This window comes from Streptomyces sp. NPDC021020 (assembly GCF_044333285.1).
GTDB lineage: Bacteria > Actinomycetota > Actinomycetes > Streptomycetales > Streptomycetaceae > Actinacidiphila.
The window spans coordinates 413,959-431,370 of the sequence record NZ_JBIRQQ010000006.1 but is presented as its reverse complement, the minus strand read 5'-3'; the positions used below and the strand labels follow the sequence as shown (position 1 = coordinate 431,370).

The window sequence follows — 17,412 nt, the reverse complement described above, 5'->3', positions numbered from 1 at the left end:
GCCGGGATGGGCTCACCGGATGCGCAGGAACTGAACACGCGGGCCGCGCAGTTGCGGGGGCTGGCCGCCGACATCGAGGCGCTGCCCGACAAGGCGCGGACGTTCGCGACGCAGACGATGACGCAGTGGGAAGGGCCGCACGCGGACCGTACCCGCGGCGAGATGGGCACCTGGCGGACCACGTGCCGTACCGTCGCCGAGCATCTGCGCACCGAGGCGAACACCTGCGAGCAGAACGCCAAGGACCTCAACAAGCAGCGCTAGGGCGTACGCGCGCAGCACGGCAGCACACCGACCGACCGCGACAGGGAGCACCCGACCATGCCGTCCTACGACAGTTCCCGTGCCCGGCTCCGGCTGGCGGACCGGCATGTGGCCGTCCTCGGCCACCTCGCGGACGGGGAGACTCCGCCCGCCGAACTCGTCGAGGCACTCGGGGAGTTGCAGCAGATCGGCCTCGTCGGGGAGGAAGGCGAGTTGTCCCCGCTGCTGAAGGACCTGGTCGTCACCTTCGCCGACCCGATGGTCATGGTCCAGGTGGAGGTGACCGGCGAGCACGGGGCAGTCAGCCACGGCATCGTCATCGGGCAGGACGCCGTCGTCGTGCACGACGGGTGGCCCGGCCAGGAGGAGTCGGAGTACGTCTCCGCCGAGCCGAGCATGCTGCTGTGGGAGCTGGCGCGGCTGGTCAACCTGCGCACCGGCGAGACCGTCGAGCCGCCCGTGGAGCGCGTCGAGACCACGATGGGCGTGCTGGACGCCGCCTTCGTCGCGCTCGGCGAGGCGCCGGGCGTCGAGATCGCGGAGGGCGCCGAGCTGGCCCGTAAGGCGGTCGCCGAGGCGGGCGGGCCCGCGGAGCCCGCGCTGTCGCTCTTCGCCGACCTCGTCGCGGCCCTCAACTGCACCTGGCGCGTCACCACCGTGTGGGGCGGCCGGCAGGACGGCGAGCCCGCCACCAGCCTGCGCGCACTGGCCGTCTGGGACTGCGGGCCGCTCGGCTACTGGGTGCGCGAGCAGCCCGAGGAGCCGATCCTGCCGGGCCAGGTCACGCCGGACAGCGCGCTGCACCTGGTGCGCGTGACCGCCGCCGAGGTGTGGGAGCGGCTCACCGACCTGCTCCCCGACAGCGAGGACCTGCTGGACGCGCCGGGCGGATTCACGCCCGCGTCCTAGTCCTCCGAGTCGGCAGTTCAGCGTCACCGGCGAGCAGGTCGCCGGCTCGGAAGGTTGAGGCGGCGGCTCGGCGGTGGCGGGGACGCCGGGTCAGGGCACTGTTTGTCAGTGCCGGTCCCTAGCGTGTGTCGCGTACGTCCTGTGAACACTCTGTGGGAAAACCCAGTGGGGGGAACCGTATGAAACACAGCTCGAAGCGCCGTGCCCTGGCGCTCGTTGCCGCCGTCGGTGCGGCGGCGGGGCTGGCGCTCACCGGCGTCGGCCCGGCGCAGGCCGCCGACCAGCCGGTGATCGCGCTCCAGCCCGTCGGACCGCTCGCGGTGTCGCCGGCGACCCTGGCCGGTGTCTCGAAGAAGGCGACGTCGTACCTGTCGTTCACGACGACGGCGAACAGCCTGAGCACAGGGGCCACGCTGACGATCGACGTGACGCAGCTCGCCCGGATCGCGAACGTGAGCTTCTCGGACAACTGCACGGTGGTCCAGCACGTCGCCAGTTGCTGGGAGTCGTTCTCCTACGACGACCTGAGCGGCGTGGGGTCGATCGGCGCGTTGACGCAGATGAGCGTCACGGCGAAGGCCGACGCGCCCGCCGGGGCGTCCGCGTCCTACACGGTCAGCGGTACGGCGGACAGCGCGACGATCGTCGGCGGCCAGGGGACGGTGGAGATCGGCGGCCCGGCCTACGACGAGACCCAGCCGAAGAACCTGACGGACGTGCCGGTCGGGACGACGCTCAACGAGGCGGTGCGCTTCACCAACCGCGGCGACCGCTCGGCGGACGGCACGCAGGTGCTGCTGTGGGCCTCGCCCGGGATCGGCTTCGCCCGGCACTTCGCCAACTGCCAGTACAGCGGCGGGAACCAGCCCATGGTGGCGGAGATGGCACTGTGCACCATCCCCGGACTGGTGCTGCCGGGAGAGACGGCCGCGCTGTCGCCGGCGGTCCGGCTGAACGTCGAGTCGACGGCCTACTACACCTACATGGACACGATGATCGCACCTGCGGGCGACACGAACATCCAGCAGTCCGCCGCGGGACAGCAGTGGACGCAGGGCACGGGCGGCCAACTGACGCTGAAGGTGATCACGCCGGGAACGGCGAACGACGCGCCGTCCGGCACGGTGTCACTGACGGAGCGCGGCGTGCACGGCAATTACCGGATCGCCTCCCTCCAGGCCGCGAACACCGCGGACTTCTCGGTGAGCGGGGCGAGTGCGACGGCGGCCGAGGGCGACACGGTGACGCTGCACCTCAGCATGACCAACAACGGTCCCGCCACGATCTTCTACCGCAGCGGCGACATCGTGGCTGCCGCCAACATCCAACTGCCGCCGGGCACCTCTCTCGTCAGCTCCGCCAACGGGACCCACTGCTCGGACCGCACCATCGTCTCGCCGGCCGGCGAGGTCACGGACTGCACCGTCACCGTCCACGTCGACCAGGTGATCCCGGGTGCCCAGGGCTCCATCACGATGAGTTGGGGCCAGGCCGGCCACCCGGCGTTCGACACGGACGCGTCGGACGACACGGCCCCCATCACCCTCAACTGACTCCGTCCCCCACCCCCGCAGGGCCGGATCCCGCCAACGGGAGCCGGCCCTGCGGCTGTCCCCCGACCTGGACGAGGGCGTGCGTCCCGCCCGTACGCCAGGCGGTGCCGGCGCCTGCGGGGGCTACTCGCCCCCGCCGTCGCCGGGGTTCATGAGCGCGCGGAAGGGCGCGCTCATCAGGGCCCCGCCGACGGACAGCGACGAGGTGCCGGTCTCCTCCAGCACCAGCGCGACCGCGAGGTCCGTGGCGTCCACGCCGCCGCGCACCTCGCCCTTGCGCCGCCGCCGCGAGCCCGCGCCGCCGACCGCCTTGCCGTCGGTGACGGTCACCCGGTCCTCGCCGCGCCGCAGTTCGAGCCCGCCGGAGCGGCCGGTGCGCGCGTACGTGTACTCGCGGCCGCCGAGCCTGATGCGCAGCGCCCGCGAGGAGCGGCTGACGCCCAGGCAGTTGGCGCCGATCTCGGCGGTGACGCCGCCGACCGTGAGGACGGCCTTCTTGCTCAGGTGCGGCTCGCCGCCCATGCCGGTCGCGGTGACGGACGCGGGCGGCAGGTGCTCGCCGACCAGGTCGGTGCGGAAGACGTCGCCGGACTGCCAGGAGGCGGGCTTGGTGTAGGAGATCCGCACCAGGCCGTAGGCGCCGATGGTGCCGCTCAGGCCGTGCTGGGTGTCGTCCTCGAAGGGTTCGAGTTCGAAGCCGAAGTCGTTGTCGCTCATGCGCTTTCCGTGGTGGGGGTCGTCTCAGGTGGGGCGGGCTCTCTCGGTGCGCGGCGCGGGCTCTCTCGGTCGGCGGCGCGGCCGGAGAGCCCTACCAATGGAATGGGTTGAGTTTCTTCGCGACGTTCTTCGCCCCGTTGGCGACGCTCTTCGCGCCGCTCGCGATCTTGTGCCCGGCGTCGCTCGCCGTCTTCCCCGCCCAGTCGATCGCCTTGCCCGTGCCCTTGGTGATGTCGCCCCAGTGCTGCACGATCTTCGCGCCGCCGTAGACGATGCCGGTGCCGACGACGAGCCCGAAGGTGACGGGGTTGGGCGCGATCATCGCGGCGGTGAGCGAGGCGTTGAAGCCGACCTCGGCGACGTCCGCGACGTACCCGGCGCCGTTGCGCTTGAACGCGTCGACCGGGTTGCCCTGCGAGATGACGTTGGCGGCGCTGAAGACCGTACCGGCGGCGCTGCCCGCGATGCCGAGGCCGCGCAGGGCGCCCGACGTCTTGCTCGCCACGCTGAGGCCCTCGAGCAGCGAGGCGCCGCGGGTGGCCGCGGGGACCGCCTCGCTGCCGGCGCGGGCGGCGGTGAAGGCGTTCTTGCCGACGGTGAACAGGTTGGCGTTGCCGGCCCGGGCGACGGCGAGGCCCGCGTGCGTCGTCCCGCCGTAGAGCTTGGCGAGTTCGTCGGAGCCGACGACGAAGTCGATGACGCCGTTCGCGGTCACCCCGGCCAGCGGGCGGCTCATGAAGCTCAGGCCGCGGAAGGAGTTGTAGGCGCTGCCCGTCCAGTCGCCGATGAAGCCGCTGGTGCCGGGTATTCGCTGCAGGCCCGCGCTGATCTTGCCGGGCAGCCACGAGCCGGGCGCGCTCAGCGAGCGCAGCTTGGGCGACCACGTCTCCAGGGCCCGGCCCCACCCCTGGATCCTGGAGCTGGGGATCTTCTGGATGCCGCGGGCCGCCCAGTTCTTCCAGGTCTTGCCCCAGCCCTGCTTGAACGAATTGCCGAGCAGCACCTTCGTCATGGCGGTGCCCTGCACGACGACGTGCCCGGTCGCGTCCGTCACCGACTTCCAGTCCCCGTACGCCCCGAGCAGGTACTGCACCGCGGGCTCGAACGGCTGGAGCCCCGGAATGCTCGTGAGGGCCGTCGCCTTGAGCCGGTCGAGCCAGTCGTTGAGCGACTCGTCCGGCTTGCGCTGGAAGGTGGACGCCTTCGGATCCTTGCTGTTCGCCACGGAGTTGGCGATGAGGAGGGCCTCGGGGCTCAGGGCGTCGCCCTTGTAGTTCTTCAGCTCGTCCGGGGTGAACCCGGCCCACAGCAGGCCGCCCGACAGATCCCCGTTGTCCATCCGTACGTGCGCGGCGCGCTTGCGCAGGTCGGGCGCGGTCTCGCTGACCCACGCGACCATGGGCCGCAGCCCGGCCAGCTTCGACGTCACCCCGAGCGTGGCCGCCCTGCGGAAGGCGGAGTCCGTGGCGTTCTTCAGGCTCGTCGGCGCCGCTCCGTCGAGCAGGGTGGCCAGTTGCTCCAGGTCTTCCGGTTTCACACTGCGCACGTGACGTTTCCCCGTTTCCCCCGTGTCGGACGCGGACGGCTGCGGACGGCTGCGCACGCCGGCGCACGCGTGCGGCGCACTTGGCGACACCTTGATGGTAGCCAACGACACTTTTGACGCTCAGGGGTGTTGCGGAGGTTCCCGCCGATCAGGGCAGGGCCAGCCCGGCGACCACGGACTTGCCCCGGTACGGCCGCGGCCGCACCCCCCACGCGGCGGCGAGCGCGTCCACGAGCAGCAGCCCGCGCCCGGACTCCCTGTGCACGTCGGGCGGTTGACGCATGACGGGCCGCCCGTCCCCCGGGTCCGACACGGCGAGCCAGTAGTGCCCGTCGGCGGCCCACACCACGAGCTCCACCCGGTCCTCGACCCCGCCCCCGTACCGTACGGCGTTGGTGACCAACTCACTGGTCAGGAGGGTGAGGTCGGCGTGGAGCGCGTCCGGTACGTCCTTCGGCAGCCAGTCGCTGAGCGCGCGCCGAGCGCGCCCGACGGAAGCGGGTCGGGCGGGGAACCGCCAGAGGGCGGGCACGACGGGAATCTCGGGCATAGCGAACTCCGTTGCGAGGGTGAGGGTTTGGTGCGTGCAGTGGATTCACCGGTGGCATGCCGCCCTGGTCGCGAGCGCACCTGTCCCAGGGCGGACGGGCATGCTCGCGCGGTGCGCTTCCGGCGTCACTACGCGTAGCAGCGTGTTCCCCACACTAGGGCGACGGGGCCCAATTTGCCAGACGTACCGTCAGATTGGCCACGGACGAGTGCCTATGCTCGTACCCAGCACCACGGCGACGGCGGAGGGAACGGCATGGTCCAGCGGACGGTCCTCACCGAACGGCAGAAACGCCTGGGCAGCGAGGTGCGTCGCATCCGCACAGCGGCGGGCATGTCCGCCGAGCACGCGGCGGGCCTGCTCGGCGTCGACCGCAGCCGCCTGTCCAACATGGAGTCCGGCACCCGCGCGATCAGCGCGGAGCGGCTGCGCACGCTGGCGTGCAACTGCGACTGCACGGACGAGACATACGTGGACGCGCTGGCGGAGATGGCGGAGCCGAGGGAGGTGGGGTGGTGGGAGCGGTACCGGGGCAGCTTGCCGCAGGGCATGCTCGACGTCTCCGAGATGGAAGCCCATGCGGCCCGCCTTCGCGGATGGAACGTCGTACACGTGCCCGGCATGCTCCAGACCTCGGAGCAGGCCATGGCCATCTTCCGCGCCGCTGTCCCCGCCCTGCCGGAACACGAGGTCGCCCTGCGCCTGGCACACCGCGCGGAGCGCCAACGGGTCATCGACGGCGACGACCCGACCCCCTACGTGGCCCTGATCCACGAGGCGGCCCTGCACATGCAGTTCGGCGGCGAGGCGGTGGCCCGCAGCCAACTCGACCACCTGCTCGACGTCTCCGAACGCGACAACGTCACCCTCCTCGTCCTGCCCTTCTCGCACGGCTCGTTCCCCGGCGCGGGCCAGACCCTCGTCTACCTCGAAGGGCAGGTCCCCCAGCTGGACACCGTCCAGGTGGACAGCTCCCACGGCCCCGACTTCCTCCACGCCGAGGCCCAGCTCGCGAAATACCGCGCCCAGCTCGACCTGTTGGAACAGTCGGCCCTGTCCGCGGAACGATCCCGCGACCTCATCCGCACGATCGCCCACAACCTCTGAGGAGCCACCGATGGCAGACATCACCTGGGAAGCCCCCTTCTGCGCGGAGGGCAGCTCCTGCTTCCGCCTCGGCACCGACGCGGACGGCAACGCCTACATCGCCGTCGCCGGAGCGGAAGATCACTACCTCACCGACACCCACGACGCCCTCCGCGCGCTCATCGCAGAGATCAAGTCCGGCAAGGCCGACCACCTGCTCTAGGAGAGAGCACCATGCCCGACATCACCTGGGAAGCCCCCTTCTGCCAGGACGGGAGCAATTGCTTCCGCCTCGGCACCGACACGGATGGCAACGCCTACATCGCCGTGGCGGGAGCGGAAGACCGCTACCTCACCGACACCCACGACGCGCTCCGCGCGCTCATCGCAGAGATCAAGTCCGGCAAGGCGGACCACCTGCTGTAGGCGCGCGCGTAAGGGGTGGGGGCGTCGACCAGGTCTCAGGGCTCGGCGGGGCCGAACCACGACGACACGAAGGCCATGAGTTCCCCGTCGGTGACCCCGCCCTCGGTCCAGCTCAGGAGTTCGAGCTTCTGCCGGACCAACCAGCCGTGGTGGCTGCCGAAGGCGGCGGCTGCGTTGATCTTCCGCCCGCCACTCTCGCCGTAGGCACGGAGCGCACGGGCGATGTCGACGATCGAGCCTCCGCCCGCGCGGATCCGGTGAGCCTCGGCGGCCCACTCGTCAGGCGACACGCCGCACCCCCTTCGTCGCCCGGCACGGGCCCCGCGCAGAGCAGCCAGGGTCCCACGCCCCCGCGCCGGGCCCGGCAGCAGCGGCGTACCGCTCGGCTCCGCCCTAGATGATCACGTACGCGTCGTGCGGGATCGCCCGCGACCAGACGGCTTCGAAGGCGTCCCCGCACAGTCGGGCGGCGGCGGGGTCCTCGGTCATCTCGCGCGGTGCCGAGCCGCCCTCGCCGGTGAAGTGGTTCCACCGGACCGTCCGGCCGTCGAAGAGCCAGAAGTCGTTACCGGGGAGCGCGATGTCGCTGGCCCGGCGGCGCGGGAGCCATCGCACCTGTTCCCCGGCCTCGACGTTGACGACGGTGAGAGCGTGCTCGTACCGGATGTACGCGCTCACCGGCTCCGACACGATCCGCGCCCGGCGTACGACGACACCACGGGCGACCGTACGCCGGATCAGCTCCACCCATTGGCGCCAGTAGTCCGACTCCGGGTCCACGTTCAGCTCTCCGGCGGCCTGCCAGCGCGCATAGCTCTGTACGTCGGAGCCGACGCCGTACGCGTCGCGCATCTCCAGGTGCACGGCGGAGTGCCTGGTCCCGTCGAGGACTTGCTCGAAGCTGGGCATACTGCTCGATGACATCTGAACCTCCGCTACGTCGTAACTGTTCACGGGCAGCTGCGCGCCCAGCATTTCCCTCACCGCAGGGCGTCGATGGCACGGCCGACCAGGGCCTGCGCCTCCGTCCCGGACACGGCCATCTGGCGCAACTCCTCGAACGCGGCAACGTACAGGCCGACTTCGGACGGCTGGTTGACCTGCACCTGCGCGCTGACCAACTCGACGGACGCGAGCCGGTCGTCGTACACATGGAAGGTCTCGCGCGGCCACTGGATCCGGTCCGGGACCGTCTTGGGGATGATCCCCAGCGATATTGCGGGCAGTTCACCAGCCGTGAGCAGGAAGCGCAGCTGCGCAGCCATGACGTCGGTGGCGCCCATCTGGTGATAAAGCACGCCTTCTTCCATCAGGAGAGCGAAGCGGCGGTCCGGCTCGTAGATGATGCGTGACCGCTCGACCCGCGCACGAGCGGCGGCATCACTGTCGTCCACAGGCAGTTGGCGGAATCGGGCCGCCGAACGAAGGATCGCGGCCGCGTATCCCTCGGTCTGGAGCAAGCCGGGCACCAGGGAGGACGAGTAGACCCGGAAAAAATCCGTGTCGCGGAACAGCTTTGTCGAGCTCGTCTGGAGCTGCCGCAGACCGCCGCGCAGCTTGTGTCGCCATTCGGTGTACAGCAGAGCTTTCGGTGACATCGTCGCCTCCGGTGACGGTCGGCTACCACTGTCGTGCCTGACCACGGCGTGGTTGAGGAAGGGTGGCGCCCATCGCCTTGCCGCGGGCGGCGGCCGCCGAAGCGCCGTCACTGCAAAGCGTCGATGGCGCGGACGATCAGGGCCCGCGCCTCCGCGCCGTACACGGCCATGGTGCGAAGTTGCTCGAACGCGCGGAGATAGAGGCCGATTTCGGTGGGCTGGGTGATGTTGACCTCTGCGGAAAGGAGCTCGACCGCGACGAGGGAGTGGTCGAATACCGAGAAGGTCTCGGCTGCCCAGAGGGGACGCTCGCGGGTGTTCATCGGGATGATGCCGAGAGATACCGCGGGCAACGCGCCCGCGGTCAGGAGGAAGCCGAGTTGGCCGGCCATGGCGTCCGCGTCGCCGAGTTGGTACCGCAACGCCGCCTCTTCGACGATCAGGATGAATCGGCGCCCGGCCTCGTGGATGACCCGGGAGCGGTCGACACGCGCCGCTGCGGCTTCCTCGGCGTCGTCCGGGATGCCGAGGAAGCGCGCGTTCGTGCTCAGCAGCGCCCGGGCGTATCCCTCGGTCTGGAGCAGGCCGGGGACCAAGGTGCTGGTGTAGACCCGAAAGGTCTCGGTGGAGCGGTAGAGGGCGAGGTAGCTGATCTGGAGCTGCCGCAAACCCTCGCGGGCCTTTCGCCGCCACTCGGTGTAGAGCGACTCGGCGTGGAGTGAGGCCGCGATGAGGTCCGCTGCCTGCTCCCCGGCGTCGGTGGCTCTGCACCACAGCCGGATGTCCGTAGGAGACGCGGGTGTACGGGCGTTCTCGATCCTGCTCGTCTTGGAGTGGTGCCACTGGCACCGGGAGGCCAGCTCCGAAACGGTCAGTCCAGCGGCGCGCCGCAGGCTGCGGAGGCGTCGCGCGACGTCTTCGCGGGCATCCTGGGCGGCCGAGGACGGGGAGACAGGCATGGCCTTCCGGTGGTCTGGTCAGCGGATCTCGTACTGGTCGTGCGGGATGCCTCGGTTCCACACGGCATCGAAGGCGTCGACGCACTGCTTCACGACGGCCGGGTCGGTGGTCAGTTCGATGTCCGGGTCCGCCCAATCGCCGACGCCGGTGAAGTGGTTGAAGAGCACGGCCTCACCGTCGAAGACCCAGAGGTCGCAGCCCGGCAGCAGTAGATCCGCGGCCTGCCGACGCGGCAGCCACCGTACCTCTTCACCCGCGAGGACGTTGACGGCGGTCCCGGCGTGCTCGTACCGGATGTACGAAGTGACCGGCTCCGAGATGACGCGTGCCCGGTGCACGGCAACACCGCGGGCGCACACTCCGGCGATGAGGTCCACCCAAGGTGCCCAGTACGCCGACGCCGGGTCCGCGTCGCGCTCACCGGTGCGGAGCCAGTGGTCGTAGTCGGCTGCCTCGTCGCCGACGGCGTACTGGTCGCGCATCTCCAGGTGGAAGGCCGAGGTGCGCGCGGAGGTGAGCAGGGACCTAAAATCCACGCTCGGCGGCATCGCAAGCCTCCCTCAGCAGCGGGATCAGGTGGGCCGGGATACGGATGACCGTCTCACCGGCAGGGATGCCCAGAGCGTGGCCGGGCGCGGGGTTGTCCGCGCACTCCTGGCGCGTTTCCTCATCGGCGATGTAGCTCTGGAAAAGGATGTCGCGGGTGACGGTGTGCACCCAGGCGGTGGGCGATCCGCTGTGCCCGGTCTCGGGGTCGACTCCGATGAACTTTAAGGCGGCCATGGGCTGGTCCCTCCTCGGTTTGGTGCAGGGTTGTGCGTAACCATGGCCGCGCCGGGGCTCTTTGAGCAAGACCATATTCGGCCTTACGCCCTGACGAGTTACCTGGGTGCACATCGCTGCACATCGCTCGCCCACAAGCACACATCGCTCGTAGCGTCGAAGTGCTCGCCTCTCGCGCCTCGTCCGGCGGGGGCGGCGGCACAAGGCCCCGCGGCGACAACGACCGGGGCGCGGTCACGCCGGAAGGGGCGCGAACATGAGGACCCCGACGTCTTGCGAAGACGTGAGCCCTACGCACCCGCGCGGCGGATCCCGGCGCGTCCTGGGGGTCGGGGCGTGATGCGGTATTGCGTGCGGCATCGGGGGTGGGTCATGGGTACGGACGCCGTGGTCATCTCCCGGCCGGAGGGCGGAGGCGCCGTCTATGCCTGCAACCCGTGCGTGCGGCGCGACGGCATCGTGCCGCCGCCCCGCCAGGACAGCGGGGGCACCGCGTGAGCGCCGCGCGGACGTGCGGGTGGTGCGGGCGGGTCACCGCGGAATTCATCGTGCACGACATCGACGCGGACCACGGGCCCACCGAGGTCGTGTGGTGCCGGGACTGGCGGGCCTGCCACACCGCCCGCAGCGCAGCCTCCCGGGAATCCTGAGCCCCTCCCCGGGCCGAGCTTGGCGGCAGACCCGGGGAGGTTGACGGCACCACCACCCCGACAGGCGAGGGGAGGTGACTCCCATGAGCGTAACGGCCGCCGACCCCGGCGACGACGAACCGACCCCGCCCGCCGACGAACCCGACTGCGGCGGGGGCGACGGCTGCGGCAGGCGGTAGCGCATCACCCGTTCGGGGCCGGCCACCGCCTGGTTGTCGGCCCCTCCTGGTAGAGGAAGGACATGACGCCGCACTGGCACGCGTACACCTACACCGGCCCCTCCCGGCCGCGGGACTCCGACGCGCGCAACCCCGCCACCGTGGCCCCGCCCCTGGTCATCGCCGAGTGGCCCGGCAAGCCCCGCAGCATGCTCGCGGGCACCTTCACCACCCCCGAGGCCGCCCTCGACTGGCTGGCCGGCCAGCTCGCCGAGACCCCGCCCCTGCCCACCGCGCTGCCGCCCGCGGCGATCCTGGAGCACGCCCGCGCCCGGCTGGCCGCGCACCCCGCCGACGAGGTGACGCGCTACTACACCGCAGGCTCGTACGTCGCCCGCGACCTCCTACGATGCACGGGCCGCTGCCCGGCGCCGCCGGCGTCAGACTGAGCGGAAACGAGGAGGGCGGACGTCGTGAGCGGGCCGACCGTGGGGCTGTGGCTGCCGCAGGAGCGCAGCGCGTTCGATGCCGTGCCGTGGCTGGAGGGCTTCTGCGCCCTGGTCGACTTCGGCAGCCTCCTCGGCTACCGCCGCACCGCGCGCGACCTCACCCGGGAGGAGGAGGCTGCGCGGCTGGCCGAGTCCCGCGCCCTCGTCGCCCATCTGCCCCACCCGGACTTCCGGCTGATCACGTAGCCCGCCTCAGTACGACGCGCCCTCGCCGTCCTTCTGCGGGGTGAGTATCCGGAAGGGCGCGGTCGCGAGCATCCCGCCCGTGGACAGCCAGGCGACATCGACCCGTTCGAAGACCAGGGCGATTGCCATGTCCATCGCGTCGACCGGCCCGTGCGCGGTCCCGAACCGCCGGTGGCCGCTGGTCTTCCGGACATGCGGCCCGTCCACGAACCCCACCCGGACGTCGTCCCCGCGCAGCAACTCCACGGCATGCCCCTCACCCGTCGAGGCGTACCCGTACTCGCGCCCCGCAAGGCCGATGAACAGCGCACGAGCGGAGCGACGCAGCCCCAACGGGTTGTAGGAGAGGGCTGCAAGAATGCCGCCGACGCTCAAGGTCGCCTTCTTGCTGAGATACGGTGTGCCGCCCATACCGATGCCGGACAGATACGTGTCCGGCAGCCGCTCGCTCACCACTTCCGTGCGAAGAATCTCTCCGGGCCGGGTCCTGCGGCTCAAGGTGTGGAAAACCTTCACATCGCCGAACGCACCCACCGTGCCCGTCACACCCCGCTCGGTCTTGGTGTCGTAGGGCTCCAGGACGAATTCGAAGCTGTCGGTCACGAAACTCTCCCTGCCGAGCTCTTCAGTCGGTGTTCATGATCTGCGGCGAACAGGCGGGGCCTAACGCGCCCTCCCGTCACCGTCGTTCTGCGACGAGATCATCCGGAAGGGCGCGGTCGCGAGCATCCCCCCCGTGGACAGCCAGGCGACGTCGACCCGTTCGAAGACCAGGGCGATTGCCATGTCCATCGCGTCGACCGGGCCGTGCGCGGTCCCGAACCGCCGGTGGCCACTGGTCTTCCGGACATGCGGCCCGTCCACGAACCCCACCCGGACATCACCCCCACGCCGCAACTCCACGGCATGCCCCTCACCCGTCGAGGCGTACCCGTACTCGCGCCCCGCAAGGCCGATGAACAACGCACGGGCAGAGCGACGCAGCCCCAACGGGTTGTAGGCGAGCCCGGCAAGAATGCCGCCGACGCTCAAGGTCGCCTTCTTGCTGAGATACGGCTCACCCGCCATTCCGATGTTGGTCAGGTACGTGTCCGGCAGCCGCTCGCTCACCACCTCCGTCCGCAGGATGTCCCCGGGCCTGATGTGGCGGCCCCGCGTGTGGAAGACCCTCACCTCGCCGAACGCACCCACCGTGCCCGTCACGCCCCGCTCGGTCTTGGTGTCGTAGGGCTCCAGAACGAACTCGAAGCTGTCGGTCACGTGTGCGTCTTCCACTCTGGTGCGGTCGGAAAGGATGGCCTGAAAGGTTCCTCAGTCGCCAGCCCCGCCTCCGGTGTCGTCCGGACATGGGGATGCTGGCGATCGGCTCCCGTGTCCACGGTGTCAGCAAGCCTCTACCACTTCATCGGATTGAGCGCCTTGCCCACCTTCTTCGCCCCGCTCGCCACCTCGTGACCAGCTTTCTTCGCTCCGCTGGCCACTTCGTGGCCCGCCTTCTGTGCCGTGTCCGCCGTCCAGTCGACGGCCTTGCCGGTGCCCTTGGTGATGTCGTCCCAGTGCTCGACGATCTTCGCACCGCCGTAGACGGACCCGAAGACGACGACGGCGCCCAGCGAGAAGGGCGAGGGGGATACCAAGGCTGCTGTCAGTGATGCGTTGAAGCCGAATTCCGCCACGTCCGCGACGTAACCCGCGCCTTGGCGCTTGAAGGCCGTGACCGGGTTGAGGCCGTCCGAGATGACGTTGGCACCGCTGAAGACCGTTGCGGCAGCGCTGGTGCCGATGCCCAGTCCGCGCAGCACGCCCGAGGTCCTGGCCGCGATGCTGATCCCGCGCACCAGGGACGTCACGCGGGGCGCGGCAGCCACGAGTCGGGTCTCGCCGTAGGCGTTGGTGAGGACGCTCAGGAGACGGGCGTTCGCGGCCCGGGTAACGGCCTGCCCGGCGTGGGTCGCCCGCGAATACTGGCTGGCCAGTTTGTCGCTGCCGATGAAGAAGTTGACGGCCTTGTTGACCGACACCCCTCGGAAGGAGTCGGTGAAGAACGGCAGGGCGCGTAGTTGGTCGTAACGGGTGTTGGCGAGGTCTGCGACGCGGTCCCCCACCTGCGGAAGGCGCGTAAGCGGCCCGAGAACTTTGGTGGGCAGCCATGTGCCCGGGGCGGACAGCGACCTCACCCTCGGTGCGAAATCCTCGATCGCCTTGCCCACAGCCTTGACGACCGGGTTGCCACTCGACTGAATGCGAAGACCCAGCCAGGTCGTGAATGATTTGCCCAAGCCGTTCGCGAACGAGTTGTTCACCAGCACTTTGGCCAGCGCGGTCCCCTGCGCGACCACGTGCCCGCCCGACTCCGCGACCGACTTCCAGTCGCCGTACGCGCCGAGCAGGTACTCCACCGCCGGTTCGAAGGGCTGGAGGCCCGGGATGCTGGTCAGGGCCGTGGCGCGGAGGCGGTCGAGGTAGGTTTCGAGGTTTTCGTTGGGTTTGCGGTGGAAGAGGGAGGCGTTGGGGTCGTCGCTGTTGGCCACGGAGTCGGCGATCAGGACGGTTTCGGGGTCGAGGGTGTTGCCCCGGTAGGCCTTGAGGTCGTCGGGGGTGAAGCCGGCCCAGAGGAGGCCGCCGGAGAGGTCGCCGTTGGAGAGGCGGGTGCGGGCGGCGCGGCGGCGGAGGTCGGGGGCGGTTTCGGTGGCCCAGGTCATCATGGGGTGCAGGGTGGCGAGTTTCGAGGTGACGTTGAGGGTGGCTGCTCTGCGGAAGACGGAATCCGTGGCGTTCTTCAGGCTCGTCGGATCCGCGCCGTCCAGCAGCGTGGCTAACTGCTCCAGGTCTTCCGGGTTCACGCTGCGCATGTGACTCCCCCCCGGGGTCAGGTGCATTGGGTGTTGCTCCCGTCGCACAGGGTACGGACGGGGCGGGGGAGCAGCGGGCGTTCTCGGCCAGTGCCGGAGGGCACGGCTCCGCCGCCGGGTCACGGTTGGACCCGGCGGCGGGGCGGGAGGGTCAGCCGCGGCGGAAGAACTCGACTTCGGCCAGGGCTAGATGGTGGCCCTTCGTCAGGCCCGCGGGGGCGCGGAGGGTGAGGCGGGCGGTGGTGACGTCGCTGACGCCGGTGGTGAAGGTCTGGTCGCCGGGGCGGTCGTCGAGGGTCAACTCCTGGTGGTGGGTGGTGCCGTTGCTGGAGGTGGTGTCCAGGTCGATCGTGAGGGCGCGGCCCTCGGCCTGGTATTGCTTGAGGGTCGTGGAGGCGCCGTTGGTGATGATGACGTCGACCAGGCGGATGGGCTTCGCGAAGGTGTAGGTGATCGTCGCGCCCGCCGAAGGGGCGGCCCAGTACCGGTTATTAAGGCCGTCCAGGGTGTTCGCGGCCGGGTGGCCGGGGATTTGCGCGCTCGCGGTGGCGTGGGTCGGGCGGATCGACTTCGCGCCGTCCAGCTTGTCCTTCGTGTCCTCGAACAGGCCGCGCCCGGCGGGCAGCGCGAAGAAGACGCCGACCGCGAGGACGGCCACCACCAGCAGGATCACCAGCAGCCGCTTGAAGCGGCCCGAACCCGCCCGCACCCGGCGGCGGAAGGGCCAGATCGTCCGCCACCAGGGCAGGGCCGCGCGCGCGGGCGCGGGGTTCAGCGGGGCGGCGCAGCGGCGGCAGAAGCGGCGGTCGGGCGGGTTGAGCGTCCCGCAGTTGGGGCAGGGCTCCCCCTCGGCCTCCTCCGGCTCCGGCAGCGGCCGCACCACGGGCCGCGGCGCGACCGGCCGTCCGGGCAGCACGGGGCGTACGGGGGCGGGGTCCGCCTCGGGCGCCTCCTCGGCGGGCGCGCCGGGCCGCCGGGGCGGTACGGACCCCTGCGGGACGGCGGGCGGTACGGGCGCGGGCGCCTGCGCGGCGGGCGGCGTGGTGGGGGAACTCGCCTGCGCCGCAGGGGGGTTGGGCGGCGCCGATACGACCGGCGGGGCGGGCTCCTGGGCGGGAGCGGGTGGCGCGGCGGGAGGCGCCGACTCGGATCCGTGGGAGCCGGACCCCGACAGGCCGTCGCGCACGGCACGCCGCAGGCGCCCGGCCCACGCGTCGGGGCCCTCGGTCACCGCGTCGGCCGCGCGCCGTACGCGTCCCTCCGCCCGGTCGGGGGCGTCCGCCGCACGCCGGACGCGACCTTCCGCGCGCTCGGGAGCGTCCGCCGCGCGCGCCACGTCGCCGCCCGGCGCCACCGCGTCGGAGGCCCCGCGCACCGCCCGCCGCAGGCGCCCGCCACGGGGCTCGGGGGCGGCGGGCTGCTCCTCCGGCCCGGCGGGGGTGGGGCCGGGGTCGGCCGAAGTGCCGGGCGCGGCGGGGGCGTTGGCTGCGCCGGACGCACCGGACGCGCCGGACGCGCCAGCGGGCGAGGCTGCGGGCGCGCCTGCGGGCAGGACAGCTCCGGCTCCGGCTCCGGAGGAAGCCGAACCCTCGGGCGTGGCAGGAGCGTTGGCTCCACCCGGCGAGGCAGAGGTGTTGGGCGCGGCAGACCCGGTCCCACCCCCGGACGGCGCAGGGGCATCGGGCGCGGCAGACCCGGCCCCGGATGAAGCCGAACCGCTCGACGCGCCAGCGGGCGCCCCGGCCCCGCTCCCGGACGGCGCCGAACCGCCGGACGCGGCAGGGGCGTCGGACGCCCCGCCCTCCGCGGGGGCCGAACCGCCGGAGGCGTTCGCGGGCGGTGACCCCGCCGACGACGGCGCCGGGCTCTGCGACCAGCCCAGATACGTACCGCAGGTGCCGCAGAAGTCCTCGGTGGGGCCGTTGGACGCCCCGCACGCGGGACACGCACGCATGAACGTCACCTCCCTTCGCTCGGCGGGCCGGGCAGGATCTCCACCCGGCAGGCGGTGTGCGCCGGGCACATCGCGCGGACGGTCTCCCGGACGCGCTCGGCGTCCACGTGCTGCTCGCGGCCCGGCCACACCCGCACGAGCGGTCCCGCCGGGTCCTGCGGCGGGAGGTCGGAGCCGGGGGTACGGGACCAGGTCGCGCCGCCGTCGCCGCTGACGTCGGCGTGCACGCCGAGCACCAGCCACAGCGCCTCGACCAGGCCCTTGCGGGTGCCGCGCAGCCGGTGCAGCTCCAGGGCGCGGACGACCGCCTCGCGGCGCAGCTCCAGCGGGCACCGCGGGTCGTCCACGACCCCGACCCACGAGCCCAGCCACGCCAGGAAGTCCGGCGGCGCGAGGCGCGGGTCGAGGTACGCGGGCAGGTTGTCGAGTGTCGCGAACACGGGTGCGAGGACGACGTCGAGCCCGGCGGTGAATCTCTGAGCGAGGTCGTCGTCGGCGTACAGCGCGGGAAGCTGCTCCCCAATGGGGTGCCTGCTCCGCAGGCCGGGTACGGCTGCGCGGCTCATCGCATGACCTCCCCGTCCGCGCTCCCGCGCAGGCTCGCGCTGCCGCGCAGGGCGCCCCGCAGGGGCGCGTGGGGGTACCTCCCAGGCGTAGCTCTGGGGGAGAACGGCGCGAGCAACCCACCACCGGCCGGTGGTCCGGAAACGA

General features: G+C 71.5%; 23 protein-coding genes and 1 pseudogene. 10 read left to right on the top strand and 14 right to left on the bottom strand.

Annotated elements, in window-relative coordinates; genetic code table 11:
* Nucleotides 1-6 precede the first annotated feature (6 nt).
* The 3 genes from ACH4SL_RS20590 (at nucleotide 7) to ACH4SL_RS20580 (ending at nucleotide 2,726) form a co-directional block, all read left to right on the top strand.
* Nucleotides 7-264 (top strand): WXG100 family type VII secretion target, encoded by a 258-nt coding sequence (locus tag ACH4SL_RS20590; RefSeq protein WP_398447450.1) that lies wholly within the window; start codon nucleotides 7-9, stop codon nucleotides 262-264.
* Nucleotides 265-321: 57 nt separating this feature from the next.
* Complete coding sequence (locus ACH4SL_RS20585) at nucleotides 322-1,173, top strand: hypothetical protein (protein ID WP_398447448.1); 852 nt, start codon at nucleotides 322-324, stop codon at nucleotides 1,171-1,173.
* Nucleotides 1,174-1,352: 179 nt separating this feature from the next.
* Nucleotides 1,353-2,726, top strand: a complete 1,374-nt coding sequence (locus ACH4SL_RS20580) for a hypothetical protein (protein WP_398447446.1) — start codon at nucleotides 1,353-1,355, stop codon at nucleotides 2,724-2,726.
* A gap of 123 nt (nucleotides 2,727-2,849) precedes the next feature.
* Here ACH4SL_RS20580 and ACH4SL_RS20575 read toward each other — a convergent pair whose 3' ends face one another.
* From ACH4SL_RS20575 to ACH4SL_RS20565, 3 genes are all read right to left on the bottom strand, one after another.
* Nucleotides 2,850-3,443 carry a hypothetical protein gene (locus tag ACH4SL_RS20575; RefSeq protein WP_398447444.1) on the bottom strand — a complete coding sequence of 198 codons (594 nt, stop codon included), beginning with the start codon at nucleotides 3,441-3,443 and terminating at the stop codon, nucleotides 2,850-2,852.
* A gap of 91 nt (nucleotides 3,444-3,534) precedes the next feature.
* Entirely contained in the window at nucleotides 3,535-4,989 is a 1,455-nt protein-coding gene (locus ACH4SL_RS20570; RefSeq protein WP_398447442.1) for a PE-PGRS family protein, read from the bottom strand.
* 148 nt (nucleotides 4,990-5,137) lie between these two features.
* Nucleotides 5,138-5,539, bottom strand: coding sequence for an ATP-binding protein (locus ACH4SL_RS20565; protein WP_398447440.1), 402 nt, complete (start codon nucleotides 5,537-5,539; stop codon nucleotides 5,138-5,140).
* Between the two features lie 255 nt (nucleotides 5,540-5,794).
* Between ACH4SL_RS20565 and ACH4SL_RS20560 the strand changes: the two genes are divergently transcribed.
* Genes ACH4SL_RS20560 through ACH4SL_RS20550 form a run of 3 tightly spaced genes read left to right on the top strand, consistent with a single transcriptional unit; the run spans nucleotide 5,795 to nucleotide 7,051 of the window.
* On the top strand, nucleotides 5,795-6,646 hold the full coding sequence (locus ACH4SL_RS20560; RefSeq protein ID WP_398447438.1) for a helix-turn-helix domain-containing protein: 852 nt from the start codon (nucleotides 5,795-5,797) through the stop codon (nucleotides 6,644-6,646).
* 10 nt (nucleotides 6,647-6,656) lie between these two features.
* Nucleotides 6,657-6,848: a hypothetical protein gene (locus ACH4SL_RS20555; protein ID WP_398447436.1), complete on the top strand. Its 192-nt coding sequence runs from the start codon at nucleotides 6,657-6,659 to the stop codon at nucleotides 6,846-6,848.
* Nucleotides 6,849-6,859: 11 nt separating this feature from the next.
* Nucleotides 6,860-7,051 carry a hypothetical protein gene (locus ACH4SL_RS20550; RefSeq protein ID WP_398447434.1) on the top strand — a complete coding sequence of 64 codons (192 nt, stop codon included), beginning with the start codon at nucleotides 6,860-6,862 and terminating at the stop codon, nucleotides 7,049-7,051.
* Between the two features lie 35 nt (nucleotides 7,052-7,086).
* Here ACH4SL_RS20550 and ACH4SL_RS20545 read toward each other — a convergent pair whose 3' ends face one another.
* The 6 genes and pseudogenes from ACH4SL_RS20545 to ACH4SL_RS20520 all read right to left on the bottom strand — a co-directional run bounded on the left by ACH4SL_RS20545 (nucleotide 7,087) and on the right by ACH4SL_RS20520 (nucleotide 10,392).
* Nucleotides 7,087-7,341 (bottom strand): hypothetical protein, encoded by a 255-nt coding sequence (locus ACH4SL_RS20545; RefSeq protein WP_398447432.1) that lies wholly within the window; start codon nucleotides 7,339-7,341, stop codon nucleotides 7,087-7,089.
* A gap of 103 nt (nucleotides 7,342-7,444) precedes the next feature.
* Nucleotides 7,445-7,975, bottom strand: a complete 531-nt coding sequence (locus ACH4SL_RS20540) for a DUF6879 family protein (protein ID WP_398447430.1) — start codon at nucleotides 7,973-7,975, stop codon at nucleotides 7,445-7,447.
* A gap of 56 nt (nucleotides 7,976-8,031) precedes the next feature.
* Nucleotides 8,032-8,631 (bottom strand): annotated as a pseudogene (locus ACH4SL_RS20535) (DUF5753 domain-containing protein); the annotation flags it as partial.
* Between the two features lie 125 nt (nucleotides 8,632-8,756).
* Nucleotides 8,757-9,608 carry a DUF5753 domain-containing protein gene (locus tag ACH4SL_RS20530; RefSeq protein WP_398447428.1) on the bottom strand — a complete coding sequence of 284 codons (852 nt, stop codon included), beginning with the start codon at nucleotides 9,606-9,608 and terminating at the stop codon, nucleotides 8,757-8,759.
* Nucleotides 9,609-9,626: 18 nt separating this feature from the next.
* A complete protein-coding gene (locus ACH4SL_RS20525) occupies nucleotides 9,627-10,157 on the bottom strand; it encodes a DUF6879 family protein (protein ID WP_398447426.1) in 531 nt (176 codons plus the stop codon).
* On the bottom strand, nucleotides 10,135-10,392 hold the full coding sequence (locus ACH4SL_RS20520; protein ID WP_398447424.1) for a hypothetical protein: 258 nt from the start codon (nucleotides 10,390-10,392) through the stop codon (nucleotides 10,135-10,137). Before ACH4SL_RS20520 ends, ACH4SL_RS20525 begins: the two co-directional genes overlap by 23 nt.
* Nucleotides 10,393-10,764: 372 nt before the next feature.
* On the opposite strand from ACH4SL_RS20520, the gene ACH4SL_RS20515 reads away from it, so the two are divergent.
* From ACH4SL_RS20515 to ACH4SL_RS20500, 4 genes are all read left to right on the top strand, one after another.
* Nucleotides 10,765-10,890 (top strand): hypothetical protein, encoded by a 126-nt coding sequence (locus ACH4SL_RS20515; protein WP_398447422.1) that lies wholly within the window; start codon nucleotides 10,765-10,767, stop codon nucleotides 10,888-10,890.
* Nucleotides 10,887-11,042, top strand: coding sequence for a hypothetical protein (locus ACH4SL_RS20510; RefSeq protein ID WP_398447420.1), 156 nt, complete (start codon nucleotides 10,887-10,889; stop codon nucleotides 11,040-11,042). Before ACH4SL_RS20515 ends, ACH4SL_RS20510 begins: the two co-directional genes overlap by 4 nt.
* A 241-nt stretch (nucleotides 11,043-11,283) precedes the next feature.
* Nucleotides 11,284-11,649, top strand: a complete 366-nt coding sequence (locus ACH4SL_RS20505) for a hypothetical protein (RefSeq protein ID WP_398447418.1) — start codon at nucleotides 11,284-11,286, stop codon at nucleotides 11,647-11,649.
* A gap of 24 nt (nucleotides 11,650-11,673) precedes the next feature.
* Nucleotides 11,674-11,895, top strand: a complete 222-nt coding sequence (locus ACH4SL_RS20500; RefSeq protein ID WP_398447416.1) for a hypothetical protein — start codon at nucleotides 11,674-11,676, stop codon at nucleotides 11,893-11,895.
* Nucleotides 11,896-11,901: 6 nt separating this feature from the next.
* Here ACH4SL_RS20500 and ACH4SL_RS20495 read toward each other — a convergent pair whose 3' ends face one another.
* The 5 genes from ACH4SL_RS20495 to ACH4SL_RS20475 all read right to left on the bottom strand — a co-directional run bounded on the left by ACH4SL_RS20495 (nucleotide 11,902) and on the right by ACH4SL_RS20475 (nucleotide 17,267).
* On the bottom strand, nucleotides 11,902-12,498 hold the full coding sequence (locus tag ACH4SL_RS20495) for a hypothetical protein (protein WP_398447414.1): 597 nt from the start codon (nucleotides 12,496-12,498) through the stop codon (nucleotides 11,902-11,904).
* A gap of 60 nt (nucleotides 12,499-12,558) precedes the next feature.
* Nucleotides 12,559-13,155, bottom strand: coding sequence for a hypothetical protein (locus tag ACH4SL_RS20490; RefSeq protein WP_398447412.1), 597 nt, complete (start codon nucleotides 13,153-13,155; stop codon nucleotides 12,559-12,561).
* A 134-nt stretch (nucleotides 13,156-13,289) separates the two neighbouring features.
* Nucleotides 13,290-14,747 carry a PE-PGRS family protein gene (locus ACH4SL_RS20485; protein ID WP_398447410.1) on the bottom strand — a complete coding sequence of 486 codons (1,458 nt, stop codon included), beginning with the start codon at nucleotides 14,745-14,747 and terminating at the stop codon, nucleotides 13,290-13,292.
* A gap of 151 nt (nucleotides 14,748-14,898) precedes the next feature.
* Entirely contained in the window at nucleotides 14,899-16,122 is a 1,224-nt protein-coding gene (locus ACH4SL_RS20480) for an NADase-type glycan-binding domain-containing protein (protein ID WP_398447408.1), read from the bottom strand.
* 584 nt (nucleotides 16,123-16,706) lie between these two features.
* The gene (locus tag ACH4SL_RS20475) at nucleotides 16,707-17,267 is read right to left on the bottom strand and encodes a phage tail protein (protein ID WP_398447406.1); all 561 of its coding nucleotides are present in this window, start codon (nucleotides 17,265-17,267) and stop codon (nucleotides 16,707-16,709) included.
* Nucleotides 17,268-17,412 lie beyond the last annotated feature (145 nt).